Origin of the sequence: Peptoniphilus timonensis JC401 (assembly GCF_000312025.1) — a bacterium.
In the GTDB taxonomy this organism is placed as follows: domain Bacteria; phylum Bacillota; class Clostridia; order Tissierellales; family Peptoniphilaceae; genus Peptoniphilus_A; species Peptoniphilus_A timonensis.
Window position 1 is genome coordinate 252586 of sequence record NZ_HE978595.1, and the last position, 18959, is coordinate 271544.

Genomic DNA, 18959 nt, shown 5'->3' on the forward strand with positions numbered 1-18959 from the left:
CTCCCTTCAATCTGTCTATAGCTATTGCCATCTTAAATCTGGTCCAAAAAATTTAATTGGAACGAATTTTTGAAAAACTCGTGAAAAAACTCTGTCAGTATAAGTTTCCGACAATTCTTTTGGCGATAAATTTGTGGAAATAAGAGTTTTTTTGCCTCGCAAAAGTCTTGTATTTATGATATTAAAAATCTCTGAAGTTGTAAAAGAATTTACAAATTCAATTCCAAGATCATCAACTATTAAAAGATCTGCCTCAAAATAGAGATTGTACTTGTCATCTTCTATGTTTTTAAATTTTCTGTCTTCTATTGTCTTTAAAATTTCATAGGCTGTCTGATAAATCACTATTACATCGCTTTTAATAAGTTCAGCTGCAATACAATTTAATAAAAAAGTCTTGCCCTGACCTGTGGGACCCCAAAGCAAAAGATTTAAATCATTTTTTTCATGAAAATCCCTAATATATTTTTTGGAAATTGCCAAGATATTTGTCATATTCTCTCTAGGAGACATTTGATACTTTTCATAAACTTTTTCTGAAAAAATATTTAAATCAAACTTGTCAAAATTTTCCCTATCAAGCATATAAGAAATTGAAGACATGTCATATAATTCTGAGACAATTAATTTCTTTAAACAGTGGCATTTTTCATCATCTTGATTTATACCTGTGTCATGACAGTCCTTACAAGTGTAAATTTCTTCAAGATAGTCTCTAGGATATCCGCTTTTCTCTAAATAGTCCATCTTATTTATCTTTAAATTATAAATTTTTTCTGAAGCTTCAAGTGACTTATCTGAATTTGGGTTTTTTATTTGATTAATCGATTCTCTTAGGGCAATATCTCTTATTAAAGCATCAATTTGCCTTATTTCAGGAATCTTTTTATAGACTTCTTCCAACCTTTTTTCATGGGTTTCAGTATTCTTTCTCCTCAAATTCTCATAATAATTACTTATCTTGGCTGTCAGTTCCATAATCAACACCTAGCTTTTTAAAGCCCTCTCTTTGTTTTCTCATAGCAACATCAAAGAGGTCATCTTCTGAATAATTGTCTGTGATTTGCTTGAAATTGTGAAAAGCTGTTGGCTTTCTCTTCTTTTTCTTTTGATCCTTCTCCTCAATTTCTTCCACAGAAGTAATATTCAAATCCTTCCATTTCATGAGGATGGCATCAACATAATTTACATTTGGTTTAGAAATTTTGGAAGTCCTCTTACAAGCTTCAAGGACTAAATCCTTGGAAAAATTAAATTCATCAAACCAAGAATTTATAATGTTAAAGTCAACTTGACTAAACTTCTTGTCTACTCCAATATACCTCATGATTTTTTCATATCTATAATATTTTACATCATGTTCAATATATGACTTTTCAACATCTTTCATGGTCCTTATATTATCTCTTGACCAGTTTCTCACAACTTTTTCCACATAAGAAATATTATAAATTCCCTTGATTTCTGTTGTGTAGAAAAAGGCCTCTTCTATTAAGTCTGCTGGCATATTGTAAGCTGTTATCCAATTTATTATGTCGATTTTTTTCATTGGAGCTATGGGTTCTCTCATTAAAAACTCAGCTCTCGTAAGTAAATTTGCATAAGTTGGATTTGCCACAATATCAGAATATCCTCTGTCTTTTTTCTTTTCCTCTTCCTTTAAATTGTAGACATTTTTAATATAAAGTTCCTTCAAATTTACAAACTTAACCTTGCCATCTTCTATTTCAACTATACCCATCTTTTTCCAGTAATCCCAAGCTCTTCTGACATCAGACTCAAGAATACCTAAATAATCAGCAATATTTTCGTCACTAATATCACTTCTATTTTCTTTAGCAAACTTGTAGCCCAAGAGATAAACTTTTACAAATTCTCCATTAGCAGCAGGCATAAAGTCATTTAAAAAAATATTTTCAATGGAAGTTTCTCCAAGGTCGTATTTATTTTTCTCAAGTAAAAACATATTTCACCAATCTCTTTCAAGGTCTAAGTCCATCCTTATGGCATAATTAAAAGTTCTATTTAAAATAACTTTAAATGAAGACTTATTTTCATAAAAATCAGGATTTTTCTCATTATAATTTCCATTGGGAAACTTCATGAGAAACTTATTTTTCTCTTTAAAGCCAAGTTCTTTATAAACTTTTATTGCCCTTTTGTTGTAATCAGCTGCAAACAAAATTATCTTTTTAAAGCCTCTTTTCTTTAAGTAATTCAAAAAGAGCCTAAGTATCCTCTTTCCAATTCCCCTATTGATATAGTCTGGGTCAAGGACCACGCCAAGCTCTGCTTTTTTTAGGATAGTATTTATATTTTTAAGAGACAAATAGCCAATGATTTTTTTGTCCATTTCTATTACAAAATATTCTGAAAAAGGCCTTCTTGTCTTCCACTTAAACCATTCTATTATATCTTCTTCTGACTCTTCTATAAAATTATACTCCAAAAAAAGAGGTGATTTATGGCGTCCCCAATTTTTAAAAGTATAAACATCTCTCAAGTTCATCTTTCTAAAACTAAGACATGGATAATTTTCCATAAGAGCCTCCTTAGAATTCATTATATACTATTTTGACATGTCTATAAAGAACTATAAGTTTTTTTAAATTAAAGTGACTTTATATCTTTTTATTCAAAAAGAAATATTTTTATTTTTACATTGTTTAATTATATTTAATTTTTTTCTATTTATGTTAAAATAAAGTAAGGTTAATAAAAAAATTGTACAATTCGTAACAGGGGAGAATTTTTATGAGAAAAAATGACAATTTAGATGAAATTGATATCGAGATACTAGAACTCTTGAGAAAAAATGGTCGCATGAGCCACGAAGATATTTCAAAAAAATTGAATCTTACAAGACCTGCTATTCATAGAAGAATATATAAGATGGAGGATGCTGGTTACATCAAGGGCTATAAAGTCCTAGTTGACTGGCAAAAAATCGGCTACAATGTGGACACTTATGTCTTAGCCAAGGTCAATACCAATGACTTTAAAGGACTTATCTCAAAAATTATGGAGATAAAAGATGATAAATTTAAAATATTTGAATGTTATAGGGTTACAGGTGAGCACTGTATTATGCTCAGAATAAAAACTATAAACACTTCAGATTTAACTAGATTTTATGATATGATTTTACAAATCGATGGAATACTTGATACAAAAACTCTTCTAATCCTTTATTCTGAAAAGGGAAATGACGAAATCTTTACAAGAATTGAGGAATAGTCAAAAGAGTTTACACAAAGGATGGTTTTATGGAAGAGAAAATACTCGTAGTAGACGATGAATCTGCAATTTCTGATATTATAAAGTTTAATTTTGAAAAGGAAGGCTACATTATGGAAACTGCTGACAACGGCAGAGATGCCATAAGTCTTGCAGAAAAAAATAATTACGACTTGATCCTTCTAGATATAATGATGCCAAAGTTAAATGGTTTTGAGGCATTAAGGGAAATTAGAAAAAATTCTGATGTACCTGTAATTATGTTGACAGCAAGAGAAGACGAAGTGGATAAGGTGCTTGGTCTCGAACTTGGTGCAGACGATTATGTTGTCAAGCCCTTCTCTATGAGAGAGCTTCTCGCAAGAGTAAAGGCAGTCCTAAGAAGATTTGATGGTCAAGACAAAAAAGAAGATGACTCATCTATCTTAAAGGTTATGGATCTTGAAATTGATCTAAATAAATACCAAGTAAGAAGAGGTGACGAAGTTGTTGAACTTACACTTCGTGAATTTGAACTTCTAAAATTCTTAGCATCATATCCTGGAACAGTTTTTTCAAGAGAAGAACTTCTTGAAGAGGTTTGGGAATATGAATATTATGGCGATATAAGGACAGTTGATGTTACTGTTAGAAGACTCCGTGAAAAAATAGAAGATGAGAAAAAAGGCTTTAAATACATCAAGACTAAAAGAGGAGTTGGATATTTCTTTGCATCAGATAATGGTGAAGGCTAATGAATCACTCTATTAAATCTAGATTTATTTTAATTTATGTTGTTCTTGTACTAATTTCTATGTTTATCGCTTCTACTTTTATAATTGATAGGTTAGAAAATGTGCAATTAGAAACGGCAACAACATCTATGGTAAAAACTATGGATACCCTTGCCACAACAACATCTGCTTTTTTTAAAGATAATAATTATGAAACACTACCCCAGCTTGATGAAACTCTAAAAGACTGGGGTATTTCCAGTGAAGAATCAGCCTATATAATTTCACCTGAAAAGGCTCCAAAAATCCTTGCTAACACAAAAAATATTTCCACAAAGGAAAAAGAAGATGCCTATTCTTTAAAATTTATTGAACCAAAACTTGTTATGGATGCCCTATCTGGCAAAACTCGAGAAAAAATTGTGGAATACAAAAACGAAGGAAATGTAGAAAAACACATTGCCAGACCAATTTTATCTGGAGATGGAAATATACTTGCAATAATTTACATGACAAGAAATTTAAATTCAATTTATTCTGTAATTGACGATTCAAAAATTATAATTACTTATGCAACTTTAATTTCACTTATAACAACATCAATTCTCGGTTATTTTATTGCCAATTCTATAACAGGACCTATTCGTTCCTTGACTAAAAAGGCTAAGGCCCTTGCCAAGGGTAATTTTAACCAAAGTGTTGAAATAAAAAGCAATGATGAAATTGGTGAATTAGGTATGATGTTTAATTTCTTGACTAAGGAACTTCGTGAAACTATAGAAAAAATGGATCTTGAAAAATCAAAGTTAGATACCATCTTTAACTATATGGCTGAAGGCGTAATTGCTATTGATAGAAGTAACAAGCTAATCCACGCAAATTCCATAGCTAAAAAGATTTTAAATATTTCAGAAAAAGACTTCAACAGAGAAATTAATTTAAAGTCAATTAATTTATACAATATTGACTACAAAAAGGTCGAGAGTCTAAAGGGAGAAGAACTTACTAAGATTTCTGATACTTTTTATAAAATTAAGTATGCTCCCTATAAGTCAGATGCCCTCATAAATTCTGGTCTAATAGTTGTTTTGCAAGACGTAAATAAGGAGCACATGCTTGATATAATGCGTAAAGAATTTGTGGCAAATGTAAGTCACGAATTAAAAACTCCTATAACTACAATAAAATCTTACACAGAAACTCTTCTTGATAGCGAACTTGATAGACAGTCTGAAAAGAAATTTTTAAGGGTAATTGATAGGGAAAATTCTAGAATGTCTAGAATTGTAACAGATTTACTTTCTCTTTCTAATATTGACTACAATAAGGACAAGGTAAACTTCTCGAATTTTGACACTTATGAATTTATTGACGAGGCAATTGAATCTCAATCCTTACTTATAAATCAAAAAAATCACAAGATTGAATTAAATATTGCCATGGACGTAAAAGATATCTATGCCGACAGAAATGGTGCAGATCAAATTCTTACAAATATTATTTCCAATGCCTGCAAGTACACCAAAGACAAGGGTAAAATTTCTATTGACGCAAAAAATAAAGATGATTTTGTAGAAATAAAGGTAACTGATAATGGAATTGGAATACCAAAAGAAGACTTACCAAGAATAACTGAAAGATTTTATAGAGTTGAAAAAGGAAGAAGTAGAGAAATGGGTGGAACAGGACTTGGCCTTTCTATTGCAACAGAAATGATAAAATCCTTTGGGGGAAATTTAAGTATTGAATCTGTTTTTGGAGAGGGAACCACAATTACTCTACTCTTTAAGGCCAGTGAGGGTGATAATTATGAAGAAGAAGTATCCTAAGTCACTTTCTACTTTTTTAATATTTTTCTTAATTCTCTTGCTTGTACTTCAATCAAAAAATCTTTGGCTTTCCTTTGATGGAAAAACTGAAGATGAAATACAAATTGGAGATGTTGATGAGTTTTTGCAAGAAATCTTGACACCTCAAAGGATAATTGCAAACCTTGGAGATAGACAGCACTACATGACAACTGATCTTAGACCTTATTGGAAAATGACTGGAGAAAATATTTCTGAAAAACTTCAAAAGGCAACTTCAGAAAATTTAAAATTAATTGATACTGAAGAGTATTTAAATCTTCAAAAGGAAAAATCCTTAGTTTTTAAATTTAATTCTCCTTTATCAGGTTCAGTTTTTGTAAATCTCATAGGTGACAAGAGAAATAGCAACGACATAAATTTAAGTGTCGATTCAATTTATATATCTGATCTTGGAGAAATTTATATTAGCGGAAGCAAAAATTTTTACAAACTTGTGGATATAAAAGTAGATTTTGAAATTGATGAAATTTTAAAAGAAGTAAAAGCCAAGGGAATTAAAGCTGTGAATTTTTATGAGGCCTATGGTATAAAAAAGGATATTTATATTCCAGATGAAGATTATCTTTCTCTTCAAAAGGTATCCTATGTTTCTGGACTCTACAATCTTGAAGAAAATAAAAAATCAAATCTTGCCGAAAGATTTTTGGGTATTCCCATTGACTTTATTAGAGAAATGACTGTGGACGGGAAAAATACTTATGTCTACGAAAATGAATATCTATCTCTTTCAAGCGATGGGATAATAGAATACTCCCTTGAATCTAGTTTTGATGTTAAAACAAGAGATTTAAACAAGTCTCTTGATCGTGCTATCGAATTTATTGCCCAAAAAACTGGAATTAGTTCTGGTATTTATCTTGAAAAAATAGAACCATGTAACTACAACGACAACTTGGGATATAGATTTTTCTTTAACTTAAAGGAAGGTCAAATACCTCTAGTTCTGCCATCAAAGGACCACAGTTTTATAGAAATTGATGTCTATTCTGAATTTGTAAAAAATTATAGGGAATACTACATTCGTAAGGACAACAACCCAATTTACAAAAAAGAAAAATTTATATAGAGGGTATTCACAAGATTTTAAAAAAGAACAGGAAGGTCTTTGATTACAAAGCTGTAATGGATATTTTATCTTCAATTGACAACTTAAATCTAGTTTATCTTAGTTTTAATAATTATGAGGCTGAAGAGCCAATGCTGGCTTTTGAAATGGCATACATGGGAAGTATGTACTACTTCAACACTGAAGATGGAAGGCTAATGATGGTGAGGTAGCTTTATGGATTGGAAAAAAGTTAAAAAATTTTAATAATCGCCCTAATAGTTGCCAATGTAGTTTTATTTTGCTACAGTCACTACAACAATTTTAGGCTTAGAAACGAATCTACTAGAAGGGATTTTGTAAAAGAAGTAACTGCCCTATTATCAGAAAAAAACATAAGTCTTGACACAAAAATCCCAAGATCAATTAAAAAACTTCCTTCTGTTTTAGTTTCTTTTGAGACTTCAACAGAAGAAGATATAAAGGAAAGGTATTTTGATGGCAAGGGAAGTGTAGAAAGACCTAGTACAGACCTTGCTGAAATATCCTTAAATGATGAATATATAAATCTAGTTAATGGTAGAAGAGTCTACTATGAAAATAGAAAATCCGAAAATAATTACGATATAAAAAATCTTGAAGAAGCACAAAAAATTGCCACAAAATTTTTACTTGATAAAAAATATGACACAAGAGATATTTATCTAAGTTATTATGAAGAATCTGATGGAAAATATATTCTAAATTACACTAAAATTTTTGACAATATACCTGTAGAATCTTCCTACACCAATTTTATAATAGATAAAAGGGGAGTCATGTCCATGGATAGACTGTGGCTAGAGGCCCTCGATAAATCTGAGCAAAAAATATTTTTGACACCTGCTCCAAGAGCCCTTTTATCTCTCTTAAATAAAAGTGATTATTACAACAAGACCATAGAAAAAATCACGCCATGTTTTTACTTTAATCCAGAAGACCAAGGTTATATTGAAGACATCACTCGTGCAGTAAACGGTCGTGCCATCCCTTCTTGGAAAGTTAAATTTACAGACGGTGAATACACAGTTCTATCGAATTACTGAACTTAACAATTTTAAAAGCCTATGTTAGAATATGTGTGGAGGTTTTTATGAAATTTTGCTCTTTGGCAAGTGGCTCTAGTGGCAACTGCCAATATGTTGAATATAAAGATACAAAAATTATTATAGATGCTGGACTTTCTGGCAAAAAAATCGAAGAAAACTTGGAAAAAATTGGTGTTAAGGCCAGTGACATTGACGCTGTATTTGTAACTCACGAGCACATTGACCACATAAAATCTGTGGGAGTTTTATCAAGAAGACACGATTTAAAAGTTTTTTCAAATATGATGACTTTAGATGGCATGCTTCCTACAGTTAAAAAACTCGATCCAAAGAATACTTTTATCTTTGAAAATGGAAAGAGCTTTACTTTTAAGGACCTTGAAATTATGCCCATATCCACTTTTCATGATTGTGCAAGTGGTTGTGGATTTGTAATAAAAGGAAATAAAAAGATTTCTCTTTTAACTGATACAGGTTGGGTTAATCAAGATGCCATGGAAAAAATGGATGGTTCAGAACTTTTTTATCTTGAATCAAACCACGATGTAGATATGCTAGTACATGGAAGTTACCCTTATCCGACAAAACAAAGGATACTTTCTACTAAGGGACATCTTTCAAATGAAAATGCAGCAGAAGTTCTTTCAATGATTTTGAAAAAGAAACAAGAGCAAGTTCTCTTAGGTCATCTTTCCACAGACAACAACTTGCCAGACTTGGCACTAAAGACAATTAATGATACCCTTGCATCGGAAAATAAAATAGAAAACACAGACTACAAAATTGATGTTGCACCTAGATTTGTGCCATCAGAAGTCTATGAACTTTAATAGAATTTAAAGGGAGGAAATATTTGAACATACTACTTACAAATGACGATGGAATAAATGCAGAAGGCATAGAAATCCTAGCAAGAGCCCTCATAAAAGAAGGACACAAGGTCACAATCTCTGCACCAAATGTTGAAAATTCTGGTAAATCTCATGCTATTACCTTTAAGAGTCCACTTATGGTTCAAGAGACAAAATTAGAAGGTCTTGAAGAAGTTAAAAGCCTTTGCGTTTATGGAACACCTGCTGATTGTGTAAGAGCAGCAGTCCATTTATTAGACGAAAAATTTGACTTTTGCTTTTCAGGTATAAACTCTGGATTTAATGCAGCAACAAATGTCCTTTATTCAGGAACAGTTTCTGCAGCAATTGAAGCAAATTTATTTAATATTCCTGCCATTGCTGTGTCAGCTCAGTGGATAAAGGGTCATTCAAAATTTGAAACTGCAGCAAAAGTAGCTGTAGATGTCTTTAACAAAATAGAAGATTTAAAAAGGATTCAAGTTTTAAATATAAACGTGCCTTACCTTGATTATGAAGAGCTAAATGGAATAGAAGTTTGCAAAGTTGGAGCTGACGTTATGTCTATCTACGACATATCAGAAGAAGGCGAAGGTTATAATATGAGATTAAAGGGCTTCCCTAAAGAAAACAACGACAAAGATTCTGACATCCACTATCTAAAAGAAGGCTACGCAACTCTAAGTCCTCTCTTGTACGATGTAACTAACTTAACTCTTATAAATGAATTGAGAGAAATGTTAAAATAATTAGTCCTCGAAAGGAAAAATCGTGAATTACAAATTTACTTTATTATTTTTAATTTTTTTAATCTTTGGAATATTTTTTAGAACAATAATGTAAATAAATGAATTTAAAAAGTCCTAGTGACTTTTTATTTTTTTGTTATAATCTAATAAAGAGGTGATGAATTTGAAAAAATTACATATAATATTTGCCCTCATTCTAATTTTATCTGCCTGTCAAACTAGAAGGACAGATAGTCTTTACAATTACAAGACAAATTATGTTGGTGACAACTCCAAAGTTTCACATATAATATCAAATCAAGATTATCCAAAGGACTTTGAAGTGGGAGCAATTGAAATTCTTTCAAGAAAATCGCCCTATGGTATTAAAGTCTTTGTAAAAGATACATCAAATATAAAAAGAGAAGATATTTTTAAAAATGCCATAACAAGTTTTGCCCTAATAAAAAATCTGGACAGAATTTATTATGTGGAAAGTGGCAGAGATTTTGAAGAGGAAAAAAATAAAGAGTTAAAAGATAAGATTTTTATTTTTTATAGAAAAGAAATAGAAGAGATCTTGGAAGAAAAAAATACTAGCCTTGAAGAGATTTCAGAAAATAAAGAAAATTTTGAAAACTTTATAAATAATTGGGATAAATAAAAAAGAGAAGGTATAAATGATTTAAACTCCCTAAATAAAACTTATGGGAATCAAATCAAAATATCCTTCTCTTTTTATTTTAAACTCCTATTAGGATTGTCGCTATTTCAAAATAAACAAATAATACTAAGGTATCCACAATTGTTGTAATAAGTGGACCTGCCATTATTGTTGGGTCAACATTAATTTTTTCTGCAATAAGTGGCAATGTTCCACCAATAATTTTTTGATAAAACTATTGTAGTTAAAAGAGTAACAGAAACTGTTAAAGTTACTCCTATACTTACACTATCTAGTATGGACATTCTCACAATATTTACAATTACAAGAATGACACCAACAATTAAACCTATTCTAAGTTCCTTAAACATAACTTGAAGAAATTCTTTAAATTCAATTTCTCCTGTATAAATACCACGAATAACTGTTGTAGAAGATTGCGTTCCAGCATTTCCACCTGAGTCCATTAGCATCGGTATATAAGCAGCCAATGCAACACTTGAAGCCAGAAGTGCTTCATATTTTTTTATAATAAAACTAGTAAAAGTTGCTGTCACAAGACAAATTATAAGCCACATTGTCCTGTCCTTTGCAAGTTTTAGGACTGACTTGTCCCAGTAATGTTCTGGTGAAGATTCACTAATACCGTGGATGTTACCCAAGTCTTCTTCATACTCTTCATGCATTACGTCGATTGCCCATTCTGCTGGCACAATACCAATAAGTCTTCCTTCAGAATCAGTTACAGGAATTTCTGATAAATCATACTTATGTGCCAACTTTGCAACAAGTTCTTGGTCATCCGTTGCATATACACTGGCATTTATAGGGTGCATAAATTCTTCAATATCATCAGTTTTATTTCTATTACGAAGAAGGTCTGCCAAGTTCGCATATCCAATTAAAACTAAAGATTTATTTGTAACCCAAACTTGTTCTAGCCTATCTGCATCGAGATCAGAATGAATAATTTTTTCAAGAGCTTCTGTTGGAGTAGTAGTATTTTTAACAAATATAAAACCAACTGACATAATAGAACCAACAGATTCCTTTGGATATCCCAAAAGTTCATTAATAATTGGTCTTCTATCTTCTTCTATATATTGGTCCATAAACTTTCTTACCATGTTGGCAGGAAGTTCTTGCAAAGTATCTACAACTTCATCTTCTTCCAACTCTTTCATAAGACTCATAATTCTATCTTCAGAAAGCGAGCCTATAATCTCGATTTTTTTCTCTCTAGGCAAAAGTGAAAAAGCATCCGCCAAGAGGTCCTTATTAAGAAGTTTTATCCAAATTGCAATATCTTCTTTTGAGAGGTCTTCTAGTCTTTCTGCAATATCAACAGGATCCATCTTGTTGATTCTGTATTGCAAGTTTTTTAACCTTTCTCTATCTAAGTTGTTCATGTTACCTCCTTATTCTTTAATGATTTTCTGCATAAAAAAATCCGCTGTCTAGGCGGTAAAGAGGCACACTTAAATAGACTTACAATATGTAAATCACAAAACTTTCTTTATCGCATAGACTTATACATTTAATCCAGGGTCGACTGGTATCCATACAAACACCTCCATATTTGTTATTTTATCATATAAGAAACAATTAGACTATTTTTAATTTTCACATAAAAAATCCACCTCTTTTGGTGGATCTAGTTTTTCTTTTTAATAATGTAATAAAAGACTATCATAGGAGATGCCATGTAGATTACTGGAAGAACAAGTTTTGAGAACACATTGTATTCCAAGCCTTCCAACTTTTCTGCCAAATCTTTATATGCTTGTGGAAAAGATATTAGTGCAATTATCATGTAAATTGTGAATATTAAATAGGGCATTTCACTGGGATCTCTCCCCAAAAATCTTTCTATAAAAAGAAAATAATAGACAGAAAAAAGAAAATTCCTATAAATAAGAGACAGGCATAGATAAAAATATCCCAAATTCCCTTAAAAACCATTTTTTTCTTGTTTACTTTTTTTATATTTTCTTCTTTTTTGTCTTTTTCTTCGATTTCCTCTTTATTATCACCAATAAAATATGCCATTTCTACTCCAAAGACCTCTGAAAGCTCCCTTAGATTTGTCATAGTTGGCGTTGATTTTTCTGTTTCCCACTTTGATATGGCTTGTCTTGTAATTCCAAGTTTATTTGCCAGTTCCTCTTGTGATAATTTATTTTCTTTTCTCTTGGATTTTATTTTTTCGCCATACATGTGTCCATCTCCTTGTAGTTTTTATTTCATAAAATAATATTCATCTTTTAATTTAAAATTAATCTCACTTATTTTTTAACAAAATTTAAAATAAATTTTTAAATAGCATATTAATTTATAATTTAATATAACAAAAAAATATAAGCACCACAAGCAAATAGAGGGCAACTTTTGGTTGCATCAAGCTTTTTTTAGCTTTTTTCAAAAATTTTTTACTTTTAATAATATATTTAAATAAGTAAAATCTATATTTTTACAAGCTATAGTGTTTAAGATAAACTTAAAACTTACTTTGTATTATTTAAAATAAATTTACTATTATTTAAAATAAATTTAAAACTTATTTTCTGTAATTTAAATATAATTAAATTTTAAATTTCATTACTTCTAATAAGCTCCAAATCTTTTTAACATGAATTTTTAAAATTTTCCTTAATACACAATAATTAGGCTAAGACTGTTTTTATTATGTAGAATACTTTTAATAAAAAATTAAAGTAAAAATAACATATCATGACAAGAAGAAAATAAAATTCTTAACTTCAAAGTTAATTAATATAACAACAAATTTTTAAGCTTAAAAAATAACTTAAAAAAATCAAATAAAATTTTTCTGGTAAAAGAAAAAGGATGTTAACTAAATAATATAGCTAACACCCTTTTAAGTTTAAATTAAATTATTTTTGTGTCCCTTTTATATGAGCACATCAAATTTATTTTTATATTTTAATTATTTTTATCCTTACACTTATATTATTTCCAGTAATCTAATTTAGAAGTGTCAATTCCAATTGCATCTGCTTTAAATACTGGGTTTTTACCTTCAGCTCTTTGTCTCTTATAATCTTCAAGAGCTTTGAGTGCAATGCTTCCAAGATATAAAATTGATGGAATGTTAATTAAGCACATAACTCCCATTAAGAAGTCTGCTATATCCCATGCAAGTGACATTTCAATTCCTGCTCCAACAAAGATTAATAAGATTGCTATAATTCTGTAGCAAAGCATAAATGTCTTTGAAGGTGTTTTTTTGTTAAGGTAAGTTAAACAAGAATCAACGTAGTATAAGTTTCCAAGTAATGTTGTGAAAGCAAATAGGGCAAGTGAAATTGTGATAAATAAGTTACCATATTTTCCAAATACTGTAGAAAGTGATGCTTGAACAAATGGTGCTCCTGCTAAATCTTCAGTTGGAGCTATTCCTGATGAAAGTGACATAAATGCAGTTGCAGAACAAATTACAATTGTGTCTAGGAATACAGAAATCATTTGTACTAAACCTTGTTTTACAGGGTGAGAAACTGATGCTGATGCTGCTGCGTTTGGAGCAGAACCCATACCAGCTTCGTTAGAATAAAGACCTCTCTTAATACCTTCTACTAAGGCTGAACCTGCAACTCCACCAAAGATTGCCTTAAAGTTAAATGCATCTTTAAAGATCATTCCAAACATTGCTGGAATATTTGTAATATTGATAACGATCATTACAAGAGCCATAATTACGAAAATAACTCCCATGATTGGCACTAGTAAAGATGTATATTTTATAATTCTCTTTCCACCACCAAGTACACAATATCCTGCTATTATTGCAAGAACTGCACCTATAATCCAAGAAGTTTTTCCTGGTACGTAGAAATCATAAACTCTAAAAGAGTCTTGAAGGTTAAAAGATGCAAGCATGTTAAATCCTACTGCATAAGTTGCAATAAGAGCTATTGCAAATAAAACTCCAATTCCTCTTGATCCAATGGCATTTTCTATGTAGTAAGAAGGTCCACCATAGGATACTCCATCATCTCCACGTTTTTTATAAATTTGTGCAAGTGTTGATTCTATAAATGCTGATGCACCACCAATAAGTGCGATAATCCACATCCAGAATACCGCACCAGGTCCACCAAGGCAGATTGCGTTTGCAACACCAACGATATTACCAGTACCTACTCTTGATGCAGTTGATACCATAAGTGCTTGGAAAGAAGATACATCATCTTTTCCTTCTGGTTTTTCTGTTATAACTTTAAATGCTTCACCTAATAAATTAAATTGTATAAATTTTGTTCTGATTGTGAAATAAAATCCACAGGCAAGCAATACAATAATTAATATTGGATAATATAAGACGCCGTTGACGGCTGATAATAATTCTCTCATTTTCTACCTCTCTAATAAATTGATAAGTCTAATTCTTGCGATAAATGTTCTAACATTCTAACTCCACTATAAGAGTTACCATGCTTGTCAAGTCTTGGAGCATAAACTGCAAGACCTGTTTTGTTTTTTGATGCAGTTACAATACCGCCTCCTACTCCAGATTTGGCAGGTAGCCCAACTCTTATTGCAAAATCTCCTGAATAGTCATAAGTACCACAAGTTGCCATAAGTGATCTTAAAACTCTTGCTTCTCTTGCTGTTATGATTTCTCTGCCTTCAGTGTCAACACCGTTATTTGAAATAACATAGGACATATGAGCTAGGTTTTCTGTATTAACAAGAATTGAACAAGCTTTAAAATATGTATCCAAAACTTCTTCTACAGGTGTGTCACTTGGTAGAAGTTCTCTTGATAGCATTAAATAGATAAGTGTCCTATTTGTGAAAGAAGATTCTTTTTCTGACTGTGCAATTTCTCTACTGTAATCAACGTCTTCTCCCAAAAACTCGCTTGCCTTTTCAAGTATTACATCAAAAGTTTTTTCTCTATAAACATTATATAAAATAGCTACTATAATAATTGCTCCGGCATTGATAAAAGGATTAACTGGAATCCTTTTTTCAGAAAGTTCTAGTTCAATGACACTGTTAAAAGGTTTTGCAGATGGTCTTACTCCAACATATTTTTTTAATTCAGCAACCTTGTAATTTTCCATTGCTAGAGAATAAAGAATTACCTTTACAATTGATTGAATAGAAAATCTAACTCTAGAGTCACCAACACTGTGAAGTTCACCATCTTCGATTGTAGAAATTGCAACCTTATTGGCATTAACTTTTGCAAGTTCAGGAATATAATCTGCAACATTACCTTCATGTAGGTATTTTCTGCCTAAATTAAGGGCTTCTTCTAAAATTTCTTCTGTATAAATTATTGTTCTCACCTCCCTTTTTATATTTGGAATTGTTTTCCTTGTGTTAATAGATTATCATATCAAAAAATCTTTTTCAATCATTATTTCTCAATTCTATGAGGATGACAAGTAGAGGAAATCATTTTTATTATCTAGCAAACATTGTTTTTTATAAATGAAAATATATAAAAAAATATATTAAAGTACATAAAAAAGAGACCCTTTGGCTAAATTTAGGTCTCTTAAAATATTAATAATAATTTTTAATATATTTTAATTTATATAAGATATATTTTATTTATTAAATTATTTTACAAAAATTTTGTATTCACCATATCCTTCTTCATCCATTTTTTCATAAGGAACAAAATCTAAAGAAGCACCATTTATACAATATCTAAGTCCTCCCATGTCACTAGGTCCATCTGGAAATACGTGTCCAAGATGAGAATCTGATGATTTTGATCTTACTTCTGTTCTCACCATGCCAAAGGAAGTGTCCCTATCTTCTTCTAGATAAGTTGAAATAATTGGTCTTGAAAAAGATGGCCAACCACATCCAGCATCGAACTTGTCACTAGAAACAAAAAGTGGTTTTCTAGAAAGTTTGTCAACATAAATTCCCTTTCTATACTCATCATTTAATTCACTTGTAAAAGGTCTTTCTGTTCCAGAATTTTCCATTACATCATAGGAAATATCATCTAGATAATCTCTTTTGTTTTTGTTTAAAAATTCTCTTTCATCATCAATTATAGGATCATCTGCAAGACTCAAGTTCACATGACAATAACCCATAGGATTTTTCTCCAAATAATCTTGATGGTAGTCTTCTGCTTTTACAAAATTTTTAATAGGAGAGATTTCAACTGCAAGTTTTCCTAATTTTTCTTCTTCATATTTCATAAAATCTCTTACAATTTGTTCAGAGTCTTTGTCTTCTTCTTCCCAATAGATACCAGTCCTGTACTGTCTACCAATATCATTTCCTTGTCTATTTATTGATTTTGGATCTATAATTCTAAAATAATGGAGTAAGATTTCTGTTAGAGAAATCCTTGAGAAGTCATAATAAATTTTTACAGTTTCTGCGTGATCAGTCCTTGCCACAGATTCATAATTTGTTTCATCACTAAATCCATTGGCGTAACCAACAATAGTTCTCTTTATTCCACTTAATCTCTTGAAGTAGCCTTCAGTTCCCCAAAAACATCCACCTGCGAGATAAATAACTTTAATATTTTTCATATTATCACCTAATTCACCTATACCCAAAAACCAAAATTTTTTAAATAAATAATTTTGTTTATTGATTTTAAGTGATACATTAATAAATTATAGTATTAAAATAAAACATTGACACATATATTTAATGGTGTTACCTTATATTTATGAGATTCTCTGATTCCTCTATTTATAGATGAGGAAAACAATTTTATAAAAAGGAGAATTAAGGAGGTAATTATGAAAAGTAGTAAGAAAAAATTATTAGTAGCAGGCCTTGCATCTAGCATGGTTTTATCCATGGCTGTGCCAACTTTTGCCTGCACTGGTATTATTGTCGGCAAGGACCTAACTACTGATGGTTCTTTTATCTTTGGAAGGACTGAAGATTACCAAAGAAATAGGACTATGAGACTTGTAACTCACCCACGTGGAGAAATCAAAAAGGGCGACAAGTTAGTTGACGTAAACAACGGATTTACATACATACACAAGGAAGACTCACTAAAGTTCTTCTCCACTCCAGACTCATCTAAGAAGCCTAAGGACATGGAACAAGGTGTCTATGATGCAGCTGGCTACAACGAAGCAGGCGTAGGTATCTTCTGTACAGTTTCTGCTGACCCATCAGATGAAGTTTTAAAGGCTGATCCCTTTGTAAAAGACGGTGTCAACGAAGCAAGCATGACTACATTTTTACTTGCTCATGCAAGATCAGCAAGAGGAGCAATTGAACTTTTGGCTGACACAATAGATAAACAAGGTGCATCTATGGGCGATATTGTTGCCTTTGGAGATCAAGACGAAGTTTGGTATATGGAAATTTACACTGGTCACCAATATGTTGCAATAAATTATCCAACTGACAAATTCAGTATCTTCCCTAACGATTATTGGCTAGGTGGAGTTGATTTAAATGACAAGGAAAATGTCATTGCTTCAAAAGATATTGTTGAAGTTGCAAAAAAAGCAGGAACTTATAAAGAAACTGAAGATGGACTTATGGACATGGCAGGATCTTATGGTCCTAAAGAAATTGCTGAAACTAGCCGTTCAAGGGTTTGGTCTGGTATCCATGATCTAGATCCTAATTCAAAAGTTCCTTACGATGCTAAAAGATTTGACCTTTTAAATGATCTTTCTGAAGGCAGTGAAAAAATTGACATAAATCACGCTCTAAATGTTTTTAGAAATAGGTTTGAAGGAACAGATTATGTCCCATCAGATAACAAGGCTGAAAGAAAAGCAAATCCTAATACTCACAAAAGACCAATAGGATCTATTAACACAATGCAAGCTCACATCTTCCAAATTAAGGAAGGATATCCTAAAGAAGCTCCAGGTCTAATGTGGATGACTTTAGGCAGCCCACTTAATATTCCTTGGATTCCAATTTTCCCTGATATTAATAATTCAACAGATGAAGCTAAAAAAAATGCACCAACTTATGATGCAAACTCATATTACTGGGTTGGATCTTCTGTAAATGATTTAGTTTCTGGAAATAGGGAAGAACTAGGCGAATCAACAAGAAAGACTGTTACAGATTTTGAAGATAAGATTATGAAAGAACTTCCTCAAATCGAAAAAGAATGGATTGAACTTTATTCAAAAGATAAAGAAAAAGCAGCCGAATTTTCTACAAATAAAACAATGGAATGGGAAAAAGAAGCCTTTGATTTAGAAAAAGATCTTCAAGGAGAACTTTCAAAAGTTTCAAAAACTGACTTAATTGATCACTGGGCAAGAAAAGCAATTATCCAAGCTATTGACAAGAAATTAATGGTTGGAACAAGTGACCTTAAATTCTCTCCTAACGAAAAAATTAGCCGTGGAGAATTTATAACAATCTTGGGAAGACTTGGAAATGTTGATACTACAAAATACACTGAAGTAAAAGACAAAAATATCGAAGCTGGTAAGTTCTACACTGAATATATGAACTGGGCAGTTGAAAATAAACTTCTTCCAAAAACTTCTAAAGCCATAGCAAAAGAAAATATTACTCGTGAAGAAATGGCTCACATTTTAGCATCTTATTTAAAACTAATGGGCGACGATATTTCAACTCAAAAACTTGTTGTATTTGACGACGAAAAAGAAATTTCTGACTGGGCTTTCGAAGACATTCAATTCCTAGCTAACAAGGAAATTTTAAGCGGCACTTCAAATAACAAGTTCTCTCCAAAGGAAAACTTGACAAGAGCAGAAGTTGCACAAATAATTTCAAAACTTTCAAAATAATTTAAA

At 31.1% G+C, this 18959-nt stretch carries 19 protein-coding genes; 9 read left to right on the forward strand and 10 right to left on the reverse strand.

The features are described 5' to 3' along the window. Positions 1–21: 21 nt before the first annotated feature. From HGPT_RS06455 to HGPT_RS06465, 3 genes are read right to left on the reverse strand one after another with little or no spacing between them, the layout of a single operon-like run. Positions 22–978 (reverse strand): ATP-binding protein, encoded by a 957-nt coding sequence (locus HGPT_RS06455; RefSeq protein ID WP_019139028.1) that lies wholly within the window; start codon positions 976–978, stop codon positions 22–24. Further along, complete coding sequence (locus HGPT_RS06460; RefSeq protein ID WP_019139029.1) at positions 953–1966, reverse strand: DnaD domain protein; 1014 nt, start codon at positions 1964–1966, stop codon at positions 953–955. Before HGPT_RS06460 ends, HGPT_RS06455 begins: the two co-directional genes overlap by 26 nt. A gap of 3 nt (positions 1967–1969) precedes the next feature. Continuing rightward, entirely contained in the window at positions 1970–2542 is a 573-nt protein-coding gene (locus HGPT_RS06465) for a GNAT family N-acetyltransferase (RefSeq protein ID WP_019139030.1), read from the reverse strand. Positions 2543–2754: 212 nt separating this feature from the next. On the opposite strand from HGPT_RS06465, the gene HGPT_RS06470 reads away from it, so the two are divergent. The 8 genes from HGPT_RS06470 (at position 2755) to HGPT_RS08725 (ending at position 10197) form a co-directional block, all read left to right on the forward strand. Then, on the forward strand, positions 2755–3237 hold the full coding sequence (locus HGPT_RS06470; protein ID WP_019139031.1) for an Lrp/AsnC family transcriptional regulator: 483 nt from the start codon (positions 2755–2757) through the stop codon (positions 3235–3237). A gap of 29 nt (positions 3238–3266) precedes the next feature. Next, positions 3267–3971: a response regulator gene (locus tag HGPT_RS06475; RefSeq protein WP_019139032.1), complete on the forward strand. Its 705-nt coding sequence runs from the start codon at positions 3267–3269 to the stop codon at positions 3969–3971. Next, a complete protein-coding gene (locus tag HGPT_RS06480) occupies positions 3971–5779 on the forward strand; it encodes a HAMP domain-containing sensor histidine kinase (RefSeq protein WP_019139033.1) in 1809 nt (602 codons plus the stop codon). The genes HGPT_RS06475 and HGPT_RS06480 overlap by 1 nt, the downstream gene beginning before the upstream one ends. Further along, entirely contained in the window at positions 5760–6887 is a 1128-nt protein-coding gene (locus tag HGPT_RS06485) for a hypothetical protein (protein ID WP_019139034.1), read from the forward strand. Before HGPT_RS06480 ends, HGPT_RS06485 begins: the two co-directional genes overlap by 20 nt. A gap of 803 nt (positions 6888–7690) precedes the next feature. Further along, positions 7691–7951 carry a hypothetical protein gene (locus HGPT_RS10550; RefSeq protein ID WP_019139037.1) on the forward strand — a complete coding sequence of 87 codons (261 nt, stop codon included), beginning with the start codon at positions 7691–7693 and terminating at the stop codon, positions 7949–7951. A 47-nt stretch (positions 7952–7998) separates the two neighbouring features. Next, positions 7999–8784, forward strand: coding sequence for an MBL fold metallo-hydrolase (locus HGPT_RS06495; RefSeq protein ID WP_019139038.1), 786 nt, complete (start codon positions 7999–8001; stop codon positions 8782–8784). Between the two features lie 23 nt (positions 8785–8807). Beyond that, entirely contained in the window at positions 8808–9554 is a 747-nt protein-coding gene (gene surE / locus HGPT_RS06500; RefSeq protein ID WP_019139039.1) for a 5'/3'-nucleotidase SurE, read from the forward strand. A 163-nt stretch (positions 9555–9717) separates the two neighbouring features. After that, positions 9718–10197, forward strand: a complete 480-nt coding sequence (locus tag HGPT_RS08725; RefSeq protein WP_019139040.1) for a DUF4825 domain-containing protein — start codon at positions 9718–9720, stop codon at positions 10195–10197. 79 nt (positions 10198–10276) lie between these two features. On the opposite strand, the gene HGPT_RS10555 is transcribed toward HGPT_RS08725, so the two are convergent. From HGPT_RS10555 to msrB, 7 genes are all read right to left on the reverse strand, one after another. Continuing rightward, the gene (locus tag HGPT_RS10555; protein ID WP_342626067.1) at positions 10277–10405 is read right to left on the reverse strand and encodes a magnesium transporter; all 129 of its coding nucleotides are present in this window, start codon (positions 10403–10405) and stop codon (positions 10277–10279) included. Beyond that, complete coding sequence (gene mgtE / locus HGPT_RS06510) at positions 10380–11606, reverse strand: magnesium transporter (RefSeq protein ID WP_342626068.1); 1227 nt, start codon at positions 11604–11606, stop codon at positions 10380–10382. The genes HGPT_RS10555 and mgtE overlap by 26 nt, the downstream gene beginning before the upstream one ends. Before the next feature lie 245 nt (positions 11607–11851). Beyond that, positions 11852–12037, reverse strand: coding sequence for a hypothetical protein (locus HGPT_RS10085; RefSeq protein ID WP_040542710.1), 186 nt, complete (start codon positions 12035–12037; stop codon positions 11852–11854). Between the two features lie 29 nt (positions 12038–12066). Next, positions 12067–12414, reverse strand: coding sequence for a helix-turn-helix domain-containing protein (locus tag HGPT_RS10090; RefSeq protein ID WP_245544165.1), 348 nt, complete (start codon positions 12412–12414; stop codon positions 12067–12069). A gap of 753 nt (positions 12415–13167) precedes the next feature. Continuing rightward, on the reverse strand, positions 13168–14571 hold the full coding sequence (locus HGPT_RS06525; protein WP_019139041.1) for an alanine/glycine:cation symporter family protein: 1404 nt from the start codon (positions 14569–14571) through the stop codon (positions 13168–13170). A gap of 11 nt (positions 14572–14582) precedes the next feature. Beyond that, positions 14583–15515 (reverse strand): glutaminase A, encoded by a 933-nt coding sequence (gene glsA, locus HGPT_RS06530; RefSeq protein ID WP_019139042.1) that lies wholly within the window; start codon positions 15513–15515, stop codon positions 14583–14585. Positions 15516–15791: 276 nt separating this feature from the next. Next, a complete protein-coding gene (gene msrB / locus HGPT_RS06535; protein ID WP_019139043.1) occupies positions 15792–16733 on the reverse strand; it encodes a peptide-methionine (R)-S-oxide reductase MsrB in 942 nt (313 codons plus the stop codon). A 216-nt stretch (positions 16734–16949) separates the two neighbouring features. On the opposite strand from msrB, the gene HGPT_RS06540 reads away from it, so the two are divergent. Beyond that, entirely contained in the window at positions 16950–18953 is a 2004-nt protein-coding gene (locus HGPT_RS06540; RefSeq protein ID WP_019139044.1) for a C69 family dipeptidase, read from the forward strand. Positions 18954–18959: the final 6 nt, after the last annotated feature.

Excerpts from the sequence above, each read along its gene's own strand:
- HGPT_RS06480 (WP_019139033.1), top strand. The coding sequence starts at position 3,971 with ATGAATCACTCTATTAAATCTAGATTTATTTTAATTTATGTTGTTCTT.
- HGPT_RS06465 (WP_019139030.1), bottom strand. The coding sequence starts at position 2,542 with ATGGAAAATTATCCATGTCTTAGTTTTAGAAAGATGAACTTGAGAGAT.
- msrB (WP_019139043.1), bottom strand. The coding sequence starts at position 16,733 with ATGAAAAATATTAAAGTTATTTATCTCGCAGGTGGATGTTTTTGGGGA.
- HGPT_RS10090 (WP_245544165.1), bottom strand. The coding sequence starts at position 12,414 with ATGTATGGCGAAAAAATAAAATCCAAGAGAAAAGAAAATAAATTATCA.
- HGPT_RS06495 (WP_019139038.1), top strand. The coding sequence starts at position 7,999 with ATGAAATTTTGCTCTTTGGCAAGTGGCTCTAGTGGCAACTGCCAATAT.
- HGPT_RS06525 (WP_019139041.1), bottom strand. The coding sequence starts at position 14,571 with ATGAGAGAATTATTATCAGCCGTCAACGGCGTCTTATATTATCCAATA.
- HGPT_RS06475 (WP_019139032.1), top strand. The coding sequence starts at position 3,267 with ATGGAAGAGAAAATACTCGTAGTAGACGATGAATCTGCAATTTCTGAT.
- mgtE (WP_342626068.1), bottom strand. The coding sequence starts at position 11,606 with ATGAACAACTTAGATAGAGAAAGGTTAAAAAACTTGCAATACAGAATC.
- HGPT_RS06455 (WP_019139028.1), bottom strand. The coding sequence starts at position 978 with ATGGAACTGACAGCCAAGATAAGTAATTATTATGAGAATTTGAGGAGA.
- HGPT_RS06540 (WP_019139044.1), top strand. The coding sequence starts at position 16,950 with ATGAAAAGTAGTAAGAAAAAATTATTAGTAGCAGGCCTTGCATCTAGC.
- HGPT_RS06470 (WP_019139031.1), top strand. The coding sequence starts at position 2,755 with ATGAGAAAAAATGACAATTTAGATGAAATTGATATCGAGATACTAGAA.
- HGPT_RS10085 (WP_040542710.1), bottom strand. The coding sequence starts at position 12,037 with ATGCCCTATTTAATATTCACAATTTACATGATAATTGCACTAATATCT.
- HGPT_RS06460 (WP_019139029.1), bottom strand. The coding sequence starts at position 1,966 with ATGTTTTTACTTGAGAAAAATAAATACGACCTTGGAGAAACTTCCATT.
- HGPT_RS10550 (WP_019139037.1), top strand. The coding sequence starts at position 7,691 with ATGGATAGACTGTGGCTAGAGGCCCTCGATAAATCTGAGCAAAAAATA.
- HGPT_RS06485 (WP_019139034.1), top strand. The coding sequence starts at position 5,760 with ATGAAGAAGAAGTATCCTAAGTCACTTTCTACTTTTTTAATATTTTTC.